Here is a 19,455-nt window from a genome sequence, read left to right as displayed (position 1 = left end):
AAGAAGCACCCGAACGCCCTACAAAGGTCATAACGGGTGCTTCTTTTACGTGTTCATGTGCTTATATCTGTACGTTCTAATGCCGCACGGGTCCGTAATCGTTCGTCTCACTCCACAAATCCGAGCAGTATTTCGCAGATCAGCTTGGCCGCGGCGATTTGTGTTTGCTCAGTAGGATCTAAACACGTTGCCGGAATATGCTTGATCCAATTTCATTTGGCAGTTTCCCCTACTTTACAAGGTCTTCCACAAATTTAGGCAGCGCAAAAGCCGCTTTATGTATCCGTGAGGTGTAGTACTTGGTATCCAGTTCAGGAATTTTCGTTTCGTCCACTTCAAGCGGATCATAGGTTTTGCTGCCCATTGTGAATGTCCAAAGTCCGCTTGGATAGGTTGGAATGTTGGCGCCATAAACCCGAACGATCGGGAAGATCTCCTTCACGTCTTTGTTTACTTTTTGAATCAAATCCGCCTTAAACCAAGGGTTGTCGGTTTGCGCGACAAAAATGCCGTCATCCTTCAGCGCTTCGTAAATTCCTTGATAGAACCCGCGTTCGAAGAGGGGCGCAGCCGGTCCTACCGGTTCCGTAGAATCGACCATGATGACGTCGTATTTATTTTTGCTTTCAATAATATGCATGTAGCCGTCGTTCACTTGCACTTCAACCCTAGGGTTGTCCAGTTCACCGGCGATTTCCGGCAGGTATTTTTTCGAATATTCAATCACTTTCCCGTCAATTTCGACGAGTACCGCTTTTTCGACCTCAGGATGCTTGATCACCTCACGAATCACCCCGCCGTCGCCGCCGCCAACGACAAGCACTTGCTTCGGATTCGGGTGCGTAAAGAGCACTGGATGTGTCATCATTTCATGATAAACGAACTCATCCTTAATCGTTGTCATGACCATGCCATCAAGGACAAGCATGCGGCCGAACTCCTCGGTGTCGATCATGGCCAAGTCTTGGTACTCTGTTTTTTCCGTGACCAACGTTTCGCGAATTTTTGCCGTAATGCCAAAAACAGGGGTCTGCTTCTCCGTAAACCACAATTCCATCGTATGATTACCTTCTTTCCGATTATCTTGTATCGTGTTTCAACCGTCATATTCAACCCACAGCCTCAAGCTATGGGGGCTTTTTTCCGATTCACATCTCGCCGAGTTTCACATCCTATATTGTACCAAAGAACATCGATAATATCACAAAATGGGAAGGGGGTGGTAGCCCTACTCGGGGACCGTCGTAAAAGATCCAGTGTAAGCACTGTAACCCGTTTGCGTGACCCGGTTAATCAACGATATGCTGCCTGAATTCGTGTCCTTCTTTTCTGTAACCCTAGAGTCTGTACTGTTCTTCATAGCTTGGTAGGGCAAATGATTTGGCACTTCAGTAATCTGTGTTCGCGTCTGCAGCCAAGGTGTATGATCGCATGCAGTTATAGCAGTTGTTAGTGAAATAATGATTAGCGAGACAGCAAGAGCCACCTTATTTCTTTTTTCCATCGCATTTAGGCCACCTTTACCCAAATAAAATCAAATAATTCCCCCGTTGATATTACTACTTATACATAATTTTCCTAATTGCTGCAACAGTATCGGTTCATCCCTCTAGCTCTTTATGAATGAGTTGACCCAAACTTTCCCATACTAAAAAGACAATGAAGCTCGTTGCCCTTTGATCTGCCCCTTGCGACAGGTTTGACCTGTTATGACAAGGTGGCTGCGCTTCACACCGCTTCGGATGGAAAGGAGGGACCCTTTCGTGCAAAAACTCGCTCGGAGTGATAAATACCATCACCGAAAACCACGCCGGCTCGTGCGCCTGTTTAAGTTTATGCTGGGTGCCGGGCTTCTTGGTCTATGTGCCGCCGGGATCTTGCTGCTCTATTTGTACCAGGCCGACCTACCGCTTGCGGACTCGGACCGGAATTCACTGCTCATCGACAGCAAAGGAGACACGATTGCGGTTTTCTCCGACGGAGGCCGGAACCGTGAAAATGTGGATCTCGAGCAAATCTCTCCATGGCTGATCAAATCGACGCTTGCGACAGAGGACCGGCAGTTTTACAAGCATTTTGGTTTTGATCTCAAAGGCATGACCCGCGCGGTTCTTGTCAATCTCAAGGAAATGGGTAAGGTGCAGGGAGCTAGTACGCTGACGCAGCAATTAGCGCGCAACCTGTACTTGTCGCATGAGCGTACGTGGTCTCGGAAGATGAAGGAGGCCATCTACACCGCCCAGCTTGAAATGAAGTACAGTAAGGCCGATATTCTACGTATGTATTTGAATGAAATTTACTACGGGCACGGAGCCTACGGGATTGAAGCGGCTGCAAAAATGTATTTTGGCAAACACGCGAAGGATTTAAGCCTTGCTGAAAGCGCCATGTTGGCTGGAGTACCCAAAGGACCCACCTATTACTCGCCCCTCAATCATATGAAAAATGCGAAGGATCGCCAGCGCACGGTGCTGTCGGCGCTTGTCGATACGGGAGACATTACCCAGGCAGAGGCTGACCAGGCCTATAATGAAATGCTTAAATTTCAATCTCCCAAACAGCGCCCACCCGTGGACAAGGCTCCTTACTTTCGCGATTATGTGAAAAATATCGTTATTGGAGACCTCGGCTTTGATGAAGCGATGCTGGAACATGGCGGATTAAACATTTATACAACGCTTGACCCGGATGCGCAAAAAGCCGCCGAGGCCGCAGTTTCTTCGGAGCTCGCCAGTACGCCGGAGCTCGAAGCCGCCCTGATCTCCATCGATCCGAGAAACGGCCATATCCGGGCGCTTGTAGGCGGCGCCAACTACACGGAAAGCCAATATAATCATGTATTCGCCAAAACACGCCAGCCAGGCTCAAGCTTCAAACCGATCATGTATTTAACGGCTTTAGCATCAGGGAAAATGACGGGCGCCAGCAAGTTCAGCAGTCAGCCGACGCTGTTTCACTATGACGATAACCGGAAAACGTACAGTCCGAAAAATTTTGGTGACAAATATTTAGGTGAGATCGATATGCGCCAAGCGATCGCTGCCTCGGACAATATTTATGCCGTAAATACCATTTTGACCGTCGGTGCGGAAAAGGTGATTGAAATGGGGCGAAAAATGGGCATCACCAGTCCGATGCAGCCGGTACCTTCCCTCGCGCTGGGCACGTCCCCGATCAGCCCGTTTGAGATGGCTACGGCCTTTGCCGTGATCAGCAATCAAGGCCGGAATGTTAAGGCGGTGGCCGTGCTCAAAATCACCGACGAAAAGGGTCATGTGCTGTATGAGGCCGAACCGGAGAAATCCGAACAAATTGTGCCGCCAGCCGCCGCGTACGTGCTGACGCGCTTGATGGAGAGCGTATTTGAAACCGGTGGTACGGGGAACCGGGTCTCTAACGAGATCAAACGCCCGGTTGCCGGCAAAACCGGTACGACCAGCACCGATGCCTGGCTGGTTGGCTTTACGCCGGAGCTTTCCACAGCCGTATGGGTCGGATACGATAAGGGAAAGACGCTCGGTACGACGGAATCGCGCAAGGCTGCACCGATTTTCGCCAAATATACCGAGCAGGCGCTCGAAAAGGTGCCGCCGAAAATTTTCCCGATTCCCGATGACGTTGTGAGCGTGTATATCGACCCGGAAACTGGCAAGCTGGCGACAGCGGACTGTCCCGAAAAGAAGCTGGAGGTCTTTGTACGAGGAACAGAACCGACGCAATTTTGCGAGGAACATGGTAAAGGTAAGGCGGAGCCTGTACCGGTGCCAGTTAAGGACGAGAAGGAAAGCCATTCCTGGTGGAGCGATCTGAAGCGTTGGTGGATGGACTAAATCGCCGGAGTTTTATACGATAATGGCAGGGTTCCATTTTTCCAATTTCCACTGAAGGGGATACGTTCGAAGTATGATTGAATTTGTTGGAATGACGGCAGGGCAACCCTTGCCGCCGGACTTTTATCGTCTCACAGCCTTGGAGGCTGCGCCTTTGTTGCTTGGGCATACGCTTGTCCGCCGTACGGAAAGCGGGGACATTCGCTGCCGCATCGTGGAAACGGAGAGCTACGGCGGCGTAGAGGATAAAGGCAGCCACGCTTTTGGGGGACGGCGAACCGCACGCACGGAAATTATGTTCGCCGCGGGCGGCGTCGCTTACATCTATTTGATTTACGGCATGTATAACTGCCTGAATGTAGTCATGGGCGCGGCGGATGACCCGCAGGCGGTATTGATCCGGGCCGTGGAGCCGCTAACTCCGGCCGACGAGGCGCTGATGCGGGAGCACCGTGGCACACCGGCCCGAAGGCCGGTCGACTTATCCGGCGGTCCCGGCAAGCTGTGCCGGGCGCTTGGCATCGACAAGTCCCTGAACGGCCAGCCGCTCACGGTGCCCGGCGCACCGCTGTGGCTGGAGGCAGGGGCCGGAGCGAAAGCGGGGGCTGGCGCCATAATGCAGGCGCCCCGGGTCAACATCGCCTACGCCGCCGAGTACGCGGCCAAGCCGTGGCGTTTTTACCTGCGCGAAAGCCGCTATGTATCGATCATCGATAAGCAGGCTGAGGTTTGGAATGAGCTGGGTGGGGAGTAGTCTGGAAAAGTTGCTCGAATGGCATTTTTCAATACAAGGTATTTTTCACATGTAATTTGTCTATTACCTTTGCCGCGATCCGCATACCTGTGTACGATAAATGTAAAAAGTGCATCTAAATTGCCCGAAATCCCGAAACTTGCTCGACTAATTGTAAAAAGTACATCTATTCGTGATTAACTCCGTGTCTACAATCCTAATGTGACCATTTAGCTGTACTTTTTGCATTTACTCTTCCGAAAACCAAGTATGGGCGTGAAATAAATGTATAAAATGCAATTAACTCAAACTGGGGAAATTAATTTTACTCAAACACAATTACGAAATTGGAGTCCTTTGTTTTACTAACCACTCGCTTAATTAACTCCTCCCTTATTTCCACACCTATCGGCTCTCCATAAGGCTCCTCCCACTCTGTAATTGCATCCTTGTAGGCAATAAATCCCCCAACTATCATTTCACCAGGAATCTTTACTACTTTTCCATCCATTTGAACTTTGATGTATGAACGTGTACCCGTTATTTTGACCATACCTTGCACCTCCTTTTAGGTAAATGCCATTCACCGTTTTAAGCGCTGATATTATCATCCTGGTAACAAATTATCAGTCATTCTAAAATAGTCGACAATACTAATCGAAATGCAGGAGGAAATTCAGTGGCTGGACTACGGTCAAGACGCAGCACTTCTATATAATAGCTGAGGGCTGCTCATTCATTCGGCCGTTGATCTCCAGCGGGTGGCCCCGTGCAATCAAAATCTCCAGACAAGCAAACAAATTTTTAATTAAATTCCATATTGTGGCACAACTTTTCGATCTCTGCTCCGTCTAAATCTACGTAGTATTTCGCACTTATGTGTAAAACACGTGATTTAGGAGGCAATGAAAGTTGAAGCACTCGAAATCTTTTGCCAAAGTTGCGGCAGCCGCTCTCGTCCTGTCCCTGGCAGTCACCGCAGGAGCCGTTCCGCCTCTGCGTCCTGCAGCTACAGTCGCTGCTGATAAAACGAAACAAGAGCCCGTTGAGTAATACTTGGACGCGATGGCTCCATCCTGAAATCTGACTGGAAGGCCATCGGATCAAGCAAAGTTGTCCACAAGACGTTTGATATGTCCAAGTAACCGTCCACTTATCAACAACTTACAAAAAAGCGATAACCCGCGGCTTCATGCCAGCGAATTATCGCTTTCTTTTTTTCTAACATTCTATTCCCAACACTCTAACTTCATCCGCACGCTTAGGACTCCAGAGCCGCTTTCAGCGCATCCGGGGACCGTTCCCACCATTCGCTATTCGTCTCCGTCAGCAGACGCTTTAGCCCGGCTTTTTGCTCACTCGTCAACCCATCCAAGATGACTCTACGTTTGAGAGCGTAATCCATTTTGTTTACATGGTCGGCAAGAATTTTCCAGCCCCGCCGCGCTTCCGTATCGATCCACATCTCGCAGGCCGTCATGCCGCCGTAAAACTGGCCCTCTTCCCCGCGATCCACAGCGACCCATACGAGCCATACCTGCCGTCCGCCTGGCACATCCTCGCGATTCGTCGAGAACTTAATTCCTTTCTCTACTTTACTCTTCGCGTGCATCGCCCCGATATCGATGTAAACCTCATCCCCGTCGATAATAACCGGCGACATGCTGTTCAAATCGATAGAGCCGGCGCCAAATCCTTTGTGCTTGCTTTTTTCCTCGTTGCTGATGATATTTAAGGAAAATATCTTTTTCCCCGTTTTCGGTGATTGATCCATAATTCCCTCCAATTTCCCACAGACCTGCAATTTGCAATTGCACCTCTCCTTGCAGAGCGGCTATTTACCTGCTGTAGCTAGACTCTTTTTTTCGATTTTAGATTAATTCAATTTTAGCTAATAATCTGCCAAATGCAAACATATACATGCTGTAGATGCTTGTCAACGGGAGGTATCCATTGTATGACCCGACGTACTATAACCTACAGTATTTTCGCTATTGCCTTATGCCTCACCCTCGGAACGATCGGTTACCGCTTATACGCCGGGCCTGAATCCCAGTCTTCGTTCGCTCCGGATAAGGTCAAGCCCAAGGCTGTCCAGAAAACTGGACAAACACCGCCGCCAGTGCCGCAAACAGAAAGTATCCAGCTGCCAAAAGCGGAGATACTCAGCAACCGGATTGCCGAGTATCACATTGATGTGAAACTGGATGAGAGCAAGGATACACTGACCGGCTGGGAGACGTTAACCTGGAAGCACCCCGGCAAAAAAACGATTAACGAAGTATATTTTCATCTGTACCCTAACGCCTTTGCCTCCTCTGATACGACATTTATGAAGGAATCCGGCGGCAAGCTCCGTGGTGACGTCATGCCCAAAGACGGCTTTGGCTCTATGGAAATTACCGAGCTGCGAACGACCGACGGAATATCCCTGCTCCACCGGATTCAATATGTACAGCCCGACGACGGCAACACGAAGGATAAAACCTTAGCCAAGGTTCGCCTGCCCGTTTCGGTTCAAGGAGGCGACAGTCTAACCCTTCGGATGAAATTCACGGTCAAGCTTCCGAAAATTTTTGCCCGTATGGGGACAGCTGGGGATTTTGTAATGGCAGGGCAGTGGTTTCCGAAGATCAGCGTCTATGAGCCTGTGGGAACGCGTGGAAGAACGACGGAGGGCTGGAACTTGCACCAATATCACGGGAACTCCGAGTTTTATTCCGATTTTGGCATATACAACGTGAGGATCAATGTGCCGGATACATACATCGTGGCCGCCACCGGTTTTCAGACGAAAAAAGCTGCAGTCAAGGACGGACGCAAAACGGTACAGTATTACGCCGACGATGTTCATGATTTTGCTTGGTCTGCTTCGCCTGACTTTATCTACGCGGAAGAGCCGTTCTCCTCTCCAGAGGTTCCGGGCGTACGTATCAAGCTATATTTGGACCCCGCCCATAAGGATCTAAAGGAACGTTATTTCTACGCTGCCAAGGTTGCGCTGTCCAACTTCAGCAAATGGTACGGCCGCTACCCATACTCTACGCTATCCGTCGTTGTCCCGCCTGCTGCGGGGAACGGAGCTGGGGGCATGGAATATCCGACGCTCGTGACCGCCTTTGGCGCAAACAGTGACTCCCCCGGCTACGACGAGTTAGAGCGAACGGTCATTCACGAAATCGGGCATCAATTCTTTTACGGAATGATCGCAAGCAACGAATTTGAAGAGGCATGGCTGGACGAAGCTTTCACCTCCTACGCTGAAGATAAGTTGATGGAGCAGGAGTTCGGATTAGCCCCGAATCTGCCAATCCAGGCGGCCCTGATCTCCTCGCCGGCTCCGCTGACCCAGAATGCCTGGAAATATAGCCAGGATAACTATGCTAAAAACGTCTATTACCGCGGCAAATTGATTCTTCTCGATATCGAGCGGCAAGTTGGAAGCAGTACAATGAACAGGATTCTTTCTGCTTACAGCGGCAGATATCGGTTCAAGCACCCTACGACGTCCGATTTCCAGCGTGTCGTCGAGCAGGCGACGGGGCGCAGCTGGAAGTCCTATTTCTCGCAATACGTCTACGATGGTAAGATGGCCGATTTCTCTGTTGATGCTATCAAGGTGTCCCCTATTCGCCAACAAGAGGGCGGGCAAATCTATGAATCGAAAGTCATCATCTCGCGTAAAGGGGCTACTCACCCTAAGGTTCCGCTGCTCATTACCTTCAAGGATGGGCATAGCGTCCGTAAGCAGTGGAACGGGGAGAACGACCGCGTAGAGCTGAAGCTGAAGTACAAGGAACCTGTAGCTTGGGTACAGATCGATCCCAACTATACGCTCGTCGTTGAAAATAAACACATCAACAACTACTTAAAAGCCGAGATCCCTGAGCCGACCCGTTCCCGTTCCAATATGAGTGTCTCCAAGCTGCTTGAAGCTCTACTCGGGACGCTCCTATGGTGATCTGCTTTTCAATGCAAGCTCAATCTTTTTAGGAGGGCAGGAAAAAAAATGACCTATATTCGTCAAGGTTTGGGCTTGGTAAAAAGCCAATTTCCCTCTGTCATCATACTGTTCTTGTACCAGCTCCTTTGGGGACTGTTCCTTTACCGACTTGTCGATACCGCCGTAACAGCACTGCTGCAAAGATACCCAGACCCTCCCCCAACGGGGCTCAGCCGGATTCTGTTCTTATTAGAGGGGGAGATTAATTTGAGTAGCAGCCCGGAAATTCGTCTTTACCTCGGGCTTTTGATTGGGATGGCTATACTTCGCCTGCTGCTAACCCCTCTTTTCCAGGCCGGGATTCTCTACGGGCTTGTTCCTGCGGAGAGCCGGGCGAACGGCCTTCCCCTCTTCCAAGGGATGAAAAAATGGTGGAAACCTGTTTCACTGTTCTACTTGATCGAGCTCGTCTTGATTTTGTTACCGGCCCTTTGGGTAGTACCTGGATTAACGTCCCTTTGGCCAAAAATTCTGAGCACTAACAGCAGTGCCACTCCATGGCTCATTGCCCTTGCATACATTTTGGGGTGGCTCACTTATGGCTGGGTAGTCCGCCAGTCCCTGCTTTTCGCCCAGTTCGGCTATTTGTTTAAATCCGGAATCTGGAACTCTTTAATTCTCTGTTTTAAGCATATTCTTGAGGGAATCGGAATTTCACTCCTTCTTTGCGCCTTCGGTCTTCTTCTCTTTCTGCTGTTTGGTGCGGCCTCATGGTTCTGGACCGGAATGCTCGCATTAATTCTTCAACAGACCTATCCTCTCTTTCGAAGTACCTTTAAAATTTGGCGAGTAACCTCTCAATATCAACTTTGGCAAGCAAAGACACAAAATAGTTAATTTTTTTTCATCATTTCCAATCCTAATAAACACAAGGCCTTCGCTAATTTGCGGGGGCCTTGTGTTATATTTTGGTCTCAAAATCTTGTAAATTAACCATTGCCAAAAGATACCTGGCTTTGTTACAATAACAGCAACACAAATTCAGTAACAGTTTTGTAATTAATTTTGTCACCTTTAGCAGGAATTTAGCATTGGGTGTCGAATACTTAATTTCAGGTGTGAAATCAGAGCCGAATTCCCTACACCGGGGGAAACGGGGGAACCACTTTGGGTGAATTGATCTCGTAATAGAGGGATCATAGGGGACCTTCAACCGAATCCTTAAGCTAACCTCGTAGGCATTGGAAGGAGCATAACTTCTTGAAAAAGCGTTTAACCGTAGCTGCAGTAAGTTTTGCCTTGCTTTTCACCATCGGAACTGGTAGCGTTTTCGCGGATTCTAAATTGGACAATGTCGTTAGCTCAGCAATTGGTACCGATTATGTTTCCGGCGGAACGAGTACATCCGGGTTCGACTGCTCTGGATTTACGAAGTATGTATTTTCTCATCTCGGTATTAAACTTCCTCACCAATCCGGCTCTCAATATAAAATGGGAACTGCCGTATCCAAAGATGAGTTGATTGCTGGCGATCTGGTATTCTTTAATACTTCCGGCAAAGGCGTTTCCCATGTTGGTGTATTCGTCGGCGATGGTAAATTTGCACATGCCTCTTCTTCGAAAGGCGTAGTGATCAGCAATCTCAGTGACAAGTATTACGTTGAACGTTATGTTGGTGCTAAAAGAATTATGAGTACCGACAAATACGAAGACGTGGCTACAGACGGCGGAGATCAAGATAACGTAGAGTAAAAGTAACACCTACATAAAGCCCGTAGAGATGATTACAACAATCGTCCCTGCGGGTTTTTTCGTTATATTTTTTTATTATTTAAAATACGTTAACCGGTTTTTCGATATTTGAAACGAGGACAAGAATTTCCTTTTTCTGCATAAATATTATTTTGCCTTGTCAATTCTGGACGACCCTGGTAAAATAACCAGAGTAAATAGTAACAACTTTGTAATTAGTGTTAGCGACGTCGTTTTGGGGTGCATACTACACGAAACTGCCGAATTCCTACGCACCCGGGGAACGGGGGAACCATACACCAGGGTGAATTGATCTTGCTTCAGAGGGATCATAGGGAACCTTCAACCGAACCCTTAAGCTAACCTCGCAGGCCTTGGAAGGAGTTTGACATCTTGAGAAAGACTTTGACAGCAGCGGTAACGAGTTTGGCTATTTTATTCAGTATGGGAGCCGGTAGCGGTTCTGCGCACGCTTCATCAACACCATTAAGCAGTATCGTCGATTCCGTGTATGGAACGCCTTACAAGTGGGGTGGAACCAGTACTTCAGGATTTGATTGCTCCGGATTTACCAGATATGTGTTTAGTAAAATGGGGATCAAGCTCCCACGCGTATCGACTGCCCAGTTCAAGCAAGGAACCACAATATCCAAAAGCCAGCTGAAAGCAGGCGATCTCGTCTTCTTTAAAACGCAGGGCAAAGGAAAAATATCGCATGTAGGTATTTATGTCGGAGACGGAGAGTTTGCACACGCCTCGGCCTCCAAAGGGATCCGAATCGATAAGCTAAATAGCAAATATTATAAGATACGCTACGCTGGTGCTAAACGTGTTCTGAGCAAATACGGATATTCCGTCTATGCATCGGAGCTGTAATTTCTTGAATAAATGGACCTACTCATGAACCGAAAGCCGCAAGGTGATTCTCCTTTGGAATCGCTTGTGGCTTCTTTTTTTATCAGCTCCGACTATATAACGCAGAAGGGCTTAGAAAGGTTGCTGGAAACTTACGGTATTTAACCTAAATCCTTGTTAGTCCTCTCTTTCCAAACCTTTACAATAGGGGTAATACCCGTTACAGTGAGGTTAAGGAAACCAGCGGTTGTATCATCGTATTCCTACTGGTCAAAGGAGGAGAAAAATGAATAAACCGACTCTAACGTTTCACATCGTGCCCATGGAGGAATCCCACGGCGCGGAAATTTGCACCTGGCGCTATCACTCTCCTTATGATATCTATAGTTGGCTCCCGTGGGAACAAATGAAAGCGCTCGACGTAGAATTCGGCAATCCCGTAATAAGATCGGAGCAATATGTGTCCGTAGTGGATGAGAATGATATTCTCGCCGGATTTGCTCAATATTTCCCTCTGGAGGGCGTTACCCGGCTTGGCATCGGGATGAAGCCTGAGCTTTGTGGCTATGGGTGGGGTAAGGATTTTGTGCAAGCTATCGTCGAGGAAGCGCTGCACCGAACGCCTGACAATGAAATAGACCTCGAAGTGTTGACCTGGAATACACGAGCGATCCGCGCTTACCAAAAAGCAGGTTTTATGATCACTGATCTATACGAGAAAATGACTCCCGGAGGCATTTCTAAACCTTTTTACTGCATGGTGTACCAAAAATAGTTTGACTAACCAGAAAAGCTAATAGCAACGTTATCGTAGCGTCTATGATTTTTAATACAATTTTTGTGAATTATGGGCTAAAATCGTTCCTTATTTTGACACAAAGGCTATGATCTGACGGCATGTTCCGTTATAATGGAAAACGTAGCTTACATAGGAGGGGCGATCGGAATGCAGAAATGGATCATGAGCGGACTGTTCTTTGCGGCGTGTGCTTTGGCCATCGTATTAATGTTCACCTTACCTAGCCGGGAACAGGCCGAGCAAGAAGCTAAACCGACATTGCCTGAAATTACGATGAATGCCGCAGGGGCGGAAGCCACGGTTAAAGCAAACTGCATCTCGTGCCACGGCGACGCGTTGCAGGGAGCGATAGGCCCGAATCTCCAAAAGATCGGCTCTCAACTGTCGGCTGAGCAACTGTACGGAATCATCACCAAAGGCAAGAGTGGCGGATCGATGCCTTCTTTCAAGGATCGGCTGAAGGAAGAAGAAATTGCTAACGTCGCTATGTGGCTTGCAGACAAGAAATAACAACATAAGAGAAAATGCCCGCCGAGAACTTTACAGGTTCCCGGTGGGCATTTTTACTGAAGAATGACTCCTTGGCTTGTTAGTCGGCAGCGCGCATTTTCTCAAACGCTTCGTTGTACTGCTGCGCTTCCTTTATATCTACTGCTGTAATTCCTCCGTCTTCCCAAGAGGTCAGCCGAAGCGTTACCGTTTTATAATCAATCGTAATAAAGGGATGGTGGTTGAAAGCCTCCGAGATTGCAGCCACCTCATCGACAAATGCAATCCCTTTCATATAATTGGAGAACATATACTTACGGACAATCCATCGGCCTTCCTCGAGCTCCCAACCGTCCAGCTTTTCCAAATGAGCTTCTACTTCTTGTGATGTAAACGGCATAATTCTTCCTCCCCGTTCTCTTCAAAAAAACTGATGATAAAGGATTCGTTAGCGCACTAGGACATGAAGATTCATCTTCCGGCTACGTCCTCGTTTTATTGTATTCCTATGCTAATCCCTTCATGCTTCTACGGTGGTTACAGACATGCCTGCCAGAAACGCACCCGTTTATCAAGACCCTCGATATTCAGTATTTTACCATGGAGAAGAGTACAAACAAAATCAGAATAAGACTAGCTGTTCTAAGCAGATTATATTAAAGTAACGGAGGTTAACTCCTCCTCACCGATCAGAAAATTGATACGGTGTCCCTCCGGATCATAAATAACCATAGCACTGCCAACCTCAATCATTGGCTCTGTCCCTAAGGCAAAGAATAAATCCTCTGCAAGTGCCTCCTGCACCTCCAGTCGGTCCTTGTTTTGCAGTACTTCCCACTCCAGGGGATCCATCTCAAAAAATAGATAGCTATCGGAAATTCGGCCAACCGCTTCTGTCAAATCAGCCAAAATAAATTCATAATCTCTTCCATGCTTTACGCCCACTGCGGTTTCCTCCCTTTCAGCCATCATCATCTAGGCTTTGATCCTATTATACCGGAAAAAACCACTTAAAAAAAAAGGCAAATCTGTCGATAAAGTAGATAAATCGTTTTTTAGGCAGGAAGTGTTGCCGCTTCTCCGCAAGGATGCGGATAGGCAAAGCAAGGTTCAATCTATCTCAAGGACGAGGTGCATAATGGAAATTTCAACAATTATTGGACTTATTCTCGGAATAGTCTCGCTCATTTTAGGGATGTTTCTAAAAGGGGCGCCGATTCACAGCCTGATCTCCAACCCTGCGGCCTTTGTCATTATATTCGTCGGGACCGCGGCTACGCTCTTCATGGCCTTCCCGATGGCCGAGCTGAAGAAATTCCCTATATTGCTCAAGATGACATTCGTGAAGCAAAAGATGATCACCAAGGCCGAGCTTATCACGCTGTTTACGGAATGGGCGACCATTACCCGGCGCGAAGGCTTGCTTGCGCTCGAAGCCAAGGTCGAGGAAATCGACGATGATTTCCTTCGCGGCGGCATGCGGATGATTATCGACGGTAATGACCAGGAGTTTGTCCAGGATGTGCTGACGGAAGACATCGCAGCCACAGAAGAACGTCATAAAGTCGGAGCGTTGATCTTCTCCCAAGCCGGGATGTACGCGCCTACCCTCGGTGTTCTCGGTGCGGTTGTTGGTCTGATTGCGGCCCTCTCGGATATGAGCGATATTGCGAAGTTGTCCCACGCTATTTCCGGAGCATTTATCGCAACGATCTTCGGTATTTTCACAGGTTATGTTTTGTGGCACCCGATTTCCAATAAGCTGAAGCGACTCTCCAAGAAAGAGATGGAGATTCGTTTAATGATGGTTGAGGGATTACTCTCGATTCAATCCGGCGTCTCCACCATCGCCATCCAGCAAAAGCTGGCTGTATTTTTAACCCCTGCCGAACGAGCGGAGATTCTAGAAAAGGGGGCGGGTGAGGGTGAGCAAAAAGAATAAAAAGCACCAGGATCACGAGGAGCATTCCGATGAGAGCTGGCTGCTGCCGTATTCCGATTTGATGACACTGCTACTCGCAATGTTCATCGTATTGTTCGGTATGAGTACCGTCAACGTACAGAAGTTTCAAGAAATGGCTGAAGCGTTCAATAGCGTACTCACCGGCGGAAGCGGTGTCCTTGATCAAAGTTCTATGAGTAAGAGCACAAGCGACGCGAACACGGAAAGCAAAACCACTAAATCAGCCTCAAGTGATCTCATCACCAAGAAGAACCAGCTGGCAAAGAAAGAGCAGGAGGATCTGGAGGCTCTCAAGAAACAACTGGATACCTACATCAAGAACAACGGGTTAACTGACGATCTTGAAACCAAACTGAATCAGTCTCAGCTCATGATCACCATTAGTGATAAAGCCCTATTCCCTTCCGCGGAGGCAGATGTGAAACCGGACGCTCGGATGCTGGCCAAAGCGATTTCGACGATGCTCCAGAAGTTCCCGGACTATGAAGTGATCGTATCCGGCCATACGGACAACGTGCCGATCGATAACTATGAATTTCCATCCAACTGGGATTTAAGCTCGGTTCGGGCACTTAATTTTATGAAGGTATTACTCCTTAACGAAAAGCTTGACCCGAAAAAATTCAGCGCCATCGGATACGGGGAATATCATCCAGTCGCCAGCAACGATACGGCCGAAGGCCGAGCGCAGAACCGCCGGGTTGAAGTTTCTATCATCCGCAAATATGTGGATAGTGATCAGCAACTTGGCGTCACCGTGGCACATTAACAGGAAAGCTTAAATACAAAGGGACAAGCTCTCATGAGAGCTTGTCCCTTTGTTAAGTAGGCCTATGGCCAATATACTGTTAGATCAGCTTGTAGTTCAGCGCCTCACCAAGCTCTTTCTTCTCCGGCTCAGTTAGCTCGCGCCACGTACCAACCCTTTGGTTGCCTAAATGAATGTTCATGATGCGGATCCGCTGAAGCTTCCGAACCTCGTATCCCAGTGCACTGCACATTCTGCGGATTTGACGGTTTTTCCCTTCCGTTAAAATGATCCGGAACACCCGGTCCGTGATTCGATTAACCTTACACGGCAGGGTCATCCCCCCTAATATTTTCACACCTTCGCTCATGGCCTTGAGAAAGCTCGGTGTAATCGGTCGATCGACGGTAACGATGTATTCCTTCTCGTGTTTGCCCTCTGCACGTAGAATTTTATTCACAATATCCCCGTCGCTGGTGAGTAGAATTAATCCTTCGGAATCCTTATCTAAGCGTCCGATCGGAAAAATACGCTCTTCATGTCCGATAAAGTCGATAATATTCCCCTTAACGTGGTGCTCCGTTGTACTTGTAATGCCAACAGGCTTGTTTAGAGCAATATACACGTGCCCGGAGCGTTTCCCCTCAATAGATCTTCCGCTAACCCGCACATCGTCCCCTGGCTCAGCCTGACTGCCGAGAACAGCCGTTACTCCGTTGATCGTCACCTTCCCGGACTCAATGAGCTTGTCCGCCTCCCGCCGAGAGCAAAAGCCTGTTTCACTAATAAATTTATTAATCCGCATATTTTACCTAATGTCACCCCGTCAGTTTATGTTCATACAAGCTTAACCTGCAATATGATCTGATTTTGCCGCTTCCGCTAGATTTCCAATGGGAAGCCTAATGGTTACGGTTGTCCCTAGTCCCAACTCGCTTTCGATAGCCAGTGTTCCCCGGTGCCCCTCAATGATGCGCTGGCTGACCATTAGGCCGAGACCGGTGCCCTTTTCTTTGTTCGTATAGAAAGGCTCGCCTAGCTTGTGCAGCCGCTCCTTCGCTATACCTTCTCCCTCGTCGACGATCCTCAAAATAGCTTGCTTACCTACTTGGTCTGTCTCCAGCCGGAGCGTAACAATGCCGCCTTTCGGCATAGCTTCCATCGCGTTCTTCAGAATATTGATGAATACTTGCTTCAATTGATTCTCTTCACAGTGTACCAAAACCGGCGCTTCAGGGAAAAATAATGCAAATTCTACGCTACGCAAATGCGCCTCGCTATCCAGAAATGAGATCACATCACCTAACGTAAAGCGAATGTCTTTGGTTTGATATTGTACAGCTTGTGGCTTGGCCAATATCAAAAACTCGCTGACAATCAGATTAATTCGGTCAAGTTCAGCCAGCATCACATCCGTGTGCATGGTGTTGACTTTTTGCGATCTTTGCTGCATCTGCAGGAACCCCCGAAGTGTGGTCAGCGGATTGCGAATTTCATGCGCGACTCCGGCGGCCAGCTGTCCAACCGTTGTAAGCTTTTCCGAGCGTCTCAAGAGCTCCTCAACCCTATTGTGCTCTGTCATATCTCGGGAAATGCTGATCAGTGCAGTTATTTTACCGTCTTGGTTAAAGATTGGCGACACACTTATGCTAACATCTACCCTGCTGCCATCCTTGCGCATTCTCTGCGTTTCAATCAGTACCGGGACGGCCTTGCCGAGCAATTCCGCCTCTTGATGCCATTTCGGACCGTTCTCATCCGCAAAGGAAGGGACAAAATCCAGGCTCGTACCAACAATTTCTTTGCGGCTCCATCCGTAAAGTATCTCAAAGGCCGAATTGACCTTAAGCACCTTACCTTCCATATCTGTAATATGAATTGCATCTGCAGTCTGATTAATGATTGATTCGAGGTATTCCTTTACCGAACGATTCTCTTCGCTTTTGCATTTGAGTTCTGCGGTATAGCTGCCCAGGCTGTCGGCCATAGCATTGATTTTGTTCGCAAGCAGGCCAAACTCGTCCTTTCGGTCAACCCTCAGCCGTGTATCAAACCGGCCTGAAGCTAGCTGACTAACATGGCCTAATATATTATGAATGGGGTGAATAAGCCTTCCCGCTACAACGTAGCTGGCAACCCCCATGATAATCATTAGAAAGAACGACACCGCAAACTGGCTGAGTACCTGCTTGGAGATTGCCGATGAAATCGGCTTATAGCTGGAAATAATTCGAATGACATAAGGATGCTCGGCATCAGACATAATCGGGACATAACTTTCCAGCACACGCTGTCCGCCGATTCTCGTATCTTTAAGTAGGCTGATTCCTTTTCGGAGCGCCTCCCGTGAGGCCTCTTCCACCATGGGATCATTTTTGTAGCGGTAAGAACCGAATAGAATATTATTCGTATCGAAATCTCGCGGATCAATCCCGGTAATTTCAAGGAGGCTGTTGTTTGTGCTCATAGATTCCCGAGTAATTCTCTCCGGGCTGGTCATCTCCATTATATCCTCGGTTACCCCGTGATCCATAGTTTTGCCAAGCGGAGACTTGACATAGTTATACACAGAACGACTCTGTTCTACAGTTAGTGCGATGTGTTTTGCTGTTAACAACATGTTTGCTTCGCTGTCTTTCCGCAGATTGTCCCGTGTTGTTAAATAACTTAATGAGATATTCAAAGATACTGTAATTAAAGCCAAACAGGTTATAGTCAAGGCAAGTTTTGTTTTTATTGTCAAGCTTTCACCTCACCCTCGGAAGCCTGAACATTGGATATATATGGCAATCCGTCATATTCTACTCTCATCATACCTGTTACGACAAGTTTTGCAAAGACGTTGAAATTCCCATAACCTTTCCCTACAATAAGGAAAAATACCTACGTGGAGACGATCACAATGGCAGAACAATGTCCCAAAGGGGACAAATCGATTAGTTATCCACATGTTATGAACATATTAACAAGCCTTGAGTATAATATGTGTATAAAACAGGGGATAAATAGTCACTTATACACAATGTTACCCACAACATGTTAACAACGAATGCCTGTTCGTTGGACAAACCCTGTGAATATGCTTAAAAGGAGCTGAATTTTTACATATGTCACAACCATCCACTTTGATCCCCCCTCCCTCATCTTATCCACATGAACATTGGATGGAGGAAGCGATTAGGGAAGCCTGGAAAGCCGAAGCCATTGGTGAGGTTCCAATTGGCGCTGTAATCGTTCGCGGAGATGAAATTGTCGGCCGGGGGCATAATCTGCGGGAAAGCTCAAGAGATGGAACGTCCCACGCCGAAATGATAGCCATACACGAAGCAAGCAAGGCAATTGGTGCCTGGAGACTGCTGCATTGCCGGCTTTACGTTACGCTGGAGCCTTGTCCAATGTGCGCAGGTGCGATCGTGCAATGCCGTGTCCCACATGTCATTTATGGTGCGCCTGATCCCAAGGCTGGCTGTGCAGGTACGCTGATGAATCTATTGCAGGAGCCCCGCTTTAATCACCGTACGGAAGTAACTGCTGGCGTTTTGCAGGAGGAATGCGCGACTCTGCTAACCTCTTTTTTTCGAAAGCTTCGGGGTAAGTGATTTATCATGGTTTCATCATACTTGGATATGCTTTAATCAAAGATGGTTAGCATTTATTAAAAATCATCTCTTATAAGTTGAGGAGAAGGAGAATGCGTAATGCCTGAAAAGAGAAAAATTATTTTGTTTCAAGGCGATTCCATCACAGATGGCAACCGAGGACGGGACGAGGATCCTAACCACATCATCGGTCATAGCTACGCTTTTATCATAACCGGTAAATTGGGAGTAGAATTGGCGGAACAAATGCCGCTGTTTATAAACCGTGGAATTAGCGGAAACCGGGTTTCGGATTTGTATGCACGCTGGAATGAAGACGCAATTAGTTTGCAGCCTGACGTCATTAGTATCCTGGCCGGCGTAAACGATGCGTGGGGGATCTTTTTTAATGACCCTAGAGGGGCCACAGATCGATTTGAGAGAGCATACCGCCATCTGCTCACCGAGACGAAAGAAGTGCTTCCACAGACCAAGCTGATCCTGTGTGAGCCGTTTACTTTAAAAGTTGGAGCCCCGGCAGAGAAATGGGACAACTGGAAAGAACTTATTACGAACTATCAGCGCATCGTACGGGAACTCTCGGAACAGTTTGATACCCTGTTTGTGCCGCTGCAAGAGGCGTTTGATCACGCCGCCGAAATCGCTGAGCCTAGTTATTGGATCTGGGATGGGGTCCATCCGACTACAGCCGGTCATGAGCTGATTGCAAGAGAATGGTTAAAAGTCGCAGAAGGCCTTTTCTGA

The 19,455-nt window shown here is 48.0% G+C and carries 21 protein-coding genes and 2 riboswitches; of the genes, 13 read left to right on the top strand and 8 right to left on the bottom strand.

All coding sequences use genetic code 11. The annotated features are described in order from the left end of the window. Positions 1 to 229 precede the first annotated feature (229 nt). Together speE and ACFQ3W_RS24100 are read right to left on the bottom strand one after the other, a co-directional pair. On the bottom strand, positions 230 to 1,057 hold the full coding sequence (gene speE, locus ACFQ3W_RS24105) for a polyamine aminopropyltransferase (protein WP_379321782.1): 828 nt from the start codon (positions 1,055 to 1,057) through the stop codon (positions 230 to 232). 171 nt (positions 1,058 to 1,228) lie between these two features. Next, complete coding sequence (locus ACFQ3W_RS24100; protein ID WP_379321781.1) at positions 1,229 to 1,504, bottom strand: hypothetical protein; 276 nt, start codon at positions 1,502 to 1,504, stop codon at positions 1,229 to 1,231. A gap of 238 nt (positions 1,505 to 1,742) precedes the next feature. Here ACFQ3W_RS24100 and ACFQ3W_RS24095 point away from each other — a divergent pair, with 238 nt between their 5' ends. Continuing rightward, positions 1,743 to 3,830 (top strand): transglycosylase domain-containing protein, encoded by a 2,088-nt coding sequence (locus ACFQ3W_RS24095; RefSeq protein ID WP_379321780.1) that lies wholly within the window; start codon positions 1,743 to 1,745, stop codon positions 3,828 to 3,830. Between the two features lie 73 nt (positions 3,831 to 3,903). Then, a complete protein-coding gene (locus ACFQ3W_RS24090) occupies positions 3,904 to 4,584 on the top strand; it encodes a DNA-3-methyladenine glycosylase (RefSeq protein ID WP_379321779.1) in 681 nt (226 codons plus the stop codon). Between the two features lie 304 nt (positions 4,585 to 4,888). On the opposite strand, the gene ACFQ3W_RS24085 is transcribed toward ACFQ3W_RS24090, so the two are convergent. Next, a complete protein-coding gene (locus ACFQ3W_RS24085) occupies positions 4,889 to 5,116 on the bottom strand; it encodes an Imm74 family immunity protein (protein WP_379321778.1) in 228 nt (75 codons plus the stop codon). A 359-nt stretch (positions 5,117 to 5,475) separates the two neighbouring features. Here ACFQ3W_RS24085 and ACFQ3W_RS24080 point away from each other — a divergent pair, with 359 nt between their 5' ends. After that, positions 5,476 to 5,616 (top strand): hypothetical protein, encoded by a 141-nt coding sequence (locus ACFQ3W_RS24080; RefSeq protein ID WP_379321777.1) that lies wholly within the window; start codon positions 5,476 to 5,478, stop codon positions 5,614 to 5,616. Between the two features lie 208 nt (positions 5,617 to 5,824). On the opposite strand, the gene ACFQ3W_RS24075 is transcribed toward ACFQ3W_RS24080, so the two are convergent. Continuing rightward, the gene (locus ACFQ3W_RS24075) at positions 5,825 to 6,337 is read right to left on the bottom strand and encodes a YwhD family protein (RefSeq protein ID WP_379321776.1); all 513 of its coding nucleotides are present in this window, start codon (positions 6,335 to 6,337) and stop codon (positions 5,825 to 5,827) included. Between the two features lie 183 nt (positions 6,338 to 6,520). Here ACFQ3W_RS24075 and ACFQ3W_RS24070 point away from each other — a divergent pair, with 183 nt between their 5' ends. From ACFQ3W_RS24070 to ACFQ3W_RS24045, 6 genes are all read left to right on the top strand, one after another. Beyond that, positions 6,521 to 8,524: a M1 family metallopeptidase gene (locus ACFQ3W_RS24070; protein WP_379321775.1), complete on the top strand. Its 2,004-nt coding sequence runs from the start codon at positions 6,521 to 6,523 to the stop codon at positions 8,522 to 8,524. Between the two features lie 48 nt (positions 8,525 to 8,572). Continuing rightward, complete coding sequence (locus ACFQ3W_RS24065) at positions 8,573 to 9,403, top strand: hypothetical protein (protein ID WP_379321774.1); 831 nt, start codon at positions 8,573 to 8,575, stop codon at positions 9,401 to 9,403. Between the two features lie 221 nt (positions 9,404 to 9,624). Beyond that, a riboswitch (cyclic di-AMP (ydaO/yuaA leader) is annotated at positions 9,625 to 9,762 on the top strand. A gap of 4 nt (positions 9,763 to 9,766) precedes the next feature. Further along, entirely contained in the window at positions 9,767 to 10,258 is a 492-nt protein-coding gene (locus tag ACFQ3W_RS24060) for a C40 family peptidase (RefSeq protein WP_379321773.1), read from the top strand. Positions 10,259 to 10,506: 248 nt separating this feature from the next. Beyond that, positions 10,507 to 10,647, top strand: a riboswitch (cyclic di-AMP (ydaO/yuaA leader). A 4-nt stretch (positions 10,648 to 10,651) separates the two neighbouring features. Beyond that, positions 10,652 to 11,134 (top strand): C40 family peptidase, encoded by a 483-nt coding sequence (locus tag ACFQ3W_RS24055; protein ID WP_379321772.1) that lies wholly within the window; start codon positions 10,652 to 10,654, stop codon positions 11,132 to 11,134. Between the two features lie 265 nt (positions 11,135 to 11,399). Further along, the gene (locus ACFQ3W_RS24050; RefSeq protein ID WP_379321771.1) at positions 11,400 to 11,888 is read left to right on the top strand and encodes a GNAT family N-acetyltransferase; all 489 of its coding nucleotides are present in this window, start codon (positions 11,400 to 11,402) and stop codon (positions 11,886 to 11,888) included. Positions 11,889 to 12,059: 171 nt separating this feature from the next. Next, the gene (locus tag ACFQ3W_RS24045) at positions 12,060 to 12,422 is read left to right on the top strand and encodes a c-type cytochrome (protein WP_379321770.1); all 363 of its coding nucleotides are present in this window, start codon (positions 12,060 to 12,062) and stop codon (positions 12,420 to 12,422) included. A gap of 79 nt (positions 12,423 to 12,501) precedes the next feature. Here the strand turns inward: ACFQ3W_RS24045 and ACFQ3W_RS24040 are convergent, their stop codons facing one another. Together ACFQ3W_RS24040 and ACFQ3W_RS24035 are read right to left on the bottom strand one after the other, a co-directional pair. Beyond that, positions 12,502 to 12,801, bottom strand: coding sequence for a 4a-hydroxytetrahydrobiopterin dehydratase (locus ACFQ3W_RS24040; RefSeq protein WP_379321769.1), 300 nt, complete (start codon positions 12,799 to 12,801; stop codon positions 12,502 to 12,504). Positions 12,802 to 13,052: 251 nt separating this feature from the next. Then, entirely contained in the window at positions 13,053 to 13,346 is a 294-nt protein-coding gene (locus ACFQ3W_RS24035) for a hypothetical protein (protein ID WP_379321801.1), read from the bottom strand. Between the two features lie 193 nt (positions 13,347 to 13,539). Between ACFQ3W_RS24035 and motA the strand changes: the two genes are divergently transcribed. Both motA and motB read left to right on the top strand, forming a co-directional pair. After that, complete coding sequence (gene motA / locus ACFQ3W_RS24030; RefSeq protein WP_379321768.1) at positions 13,540 to 14,343, top strand: flagellar motor stator protein MotA; 804 nt, start codon at positions 13,540 to 13,542, stop codon at positions 14,341 to 14,343. Next, positions 14,327 to 15,133 (top strand): flagellar motor protein MotB, encoded by an 807-nt coding sequence (gene motB / locus ACFQ3W_RS24025; RefSeq protein ID WP_379321767.1) that lies wholly within the window; start codon positions 14,327 to 14,329, stop codon positions 15,131 to 15,133. The genes motA and motB overlap by 17 nt, the downstream gene beginning before the upstream one ends. A 79-nt stretch (positions 15,134 to 15,212) precedes the next feature. Here the strand turns inward: motB and rluF are convergent, their stop codons facing one another. Together rluF and ACFQ3W_RS24015 are read right to left on the bottom strand one after the other, a co-directional pair. After that, the gene (rluF, locus tag ACFQ3W_RS24020; protein ID WP_379321766.1) at positions 15,213 to 15,917 is read right to left on the bottom strand and encodes a 23S rRNA pseudouridine(2604) synthase RluF; all 705 of its coding nucleotides are present in this window, start codon (positions 15,915 to 15,917) and stop codon (positions 15,213 to 15,215) included. Between the two features lie 42 nt (positions 15,918 to 15,959). Then, positions 15,960 to 17,855, bottom strand: a complete 1,896-nt coding sequence (locus ACFQ3W_RS24015) for an ATP-binding protein (RefSeq protein ID WP_379321765.1) — start codon at positions 17,853 to 17,855, stop codon at positions 15,960 to 15,962. A gap of 364 nt (positions 17,856 to 18,219) precedes the next feature. Here ACFQ3W_RS24015 and tadA point away from each other — a divergent pair, with 364 nt between their 5' ends. Then, positions 18,220 to 18,711, top strand: coding sequence for a tRNA adenosine(34) deaminase TadA (tadA, locus tag ACFQ3W_RS24010; RefSeq protein WP_379321764.1), 492 nt, complete (start codon positions 18,220 to 18,222; stop codon positions 18,709 to 18,711). 99 nt (positions 18,712 to 18,810) lie between these two features. After that, positions 18,811 to 19,455: an SGNH/GDSL hydrolase family protein gene (locus ACFQ3W_RS24005; protein ID WP_379321763.1), complete on the top strand. Its 645-nt coding sequence runs from the start codon at positions 18,811 to 18,813 to the stop codon at positions 19,453 to 19,455.

It is taken from the genome of Paenibacillus puldeungensis (assembly GCF_042678945.1).
Classification (GTDB): domain Bacteria; phylum Bacillota; class Bacilli; order Paenibacillales; family Paenibacillaceae; genus Fontibacillus; species Fontibacillus puldeungensis.
This window is presented reverse-complemented; position numbering and strand designations above follow the sequence as displayed.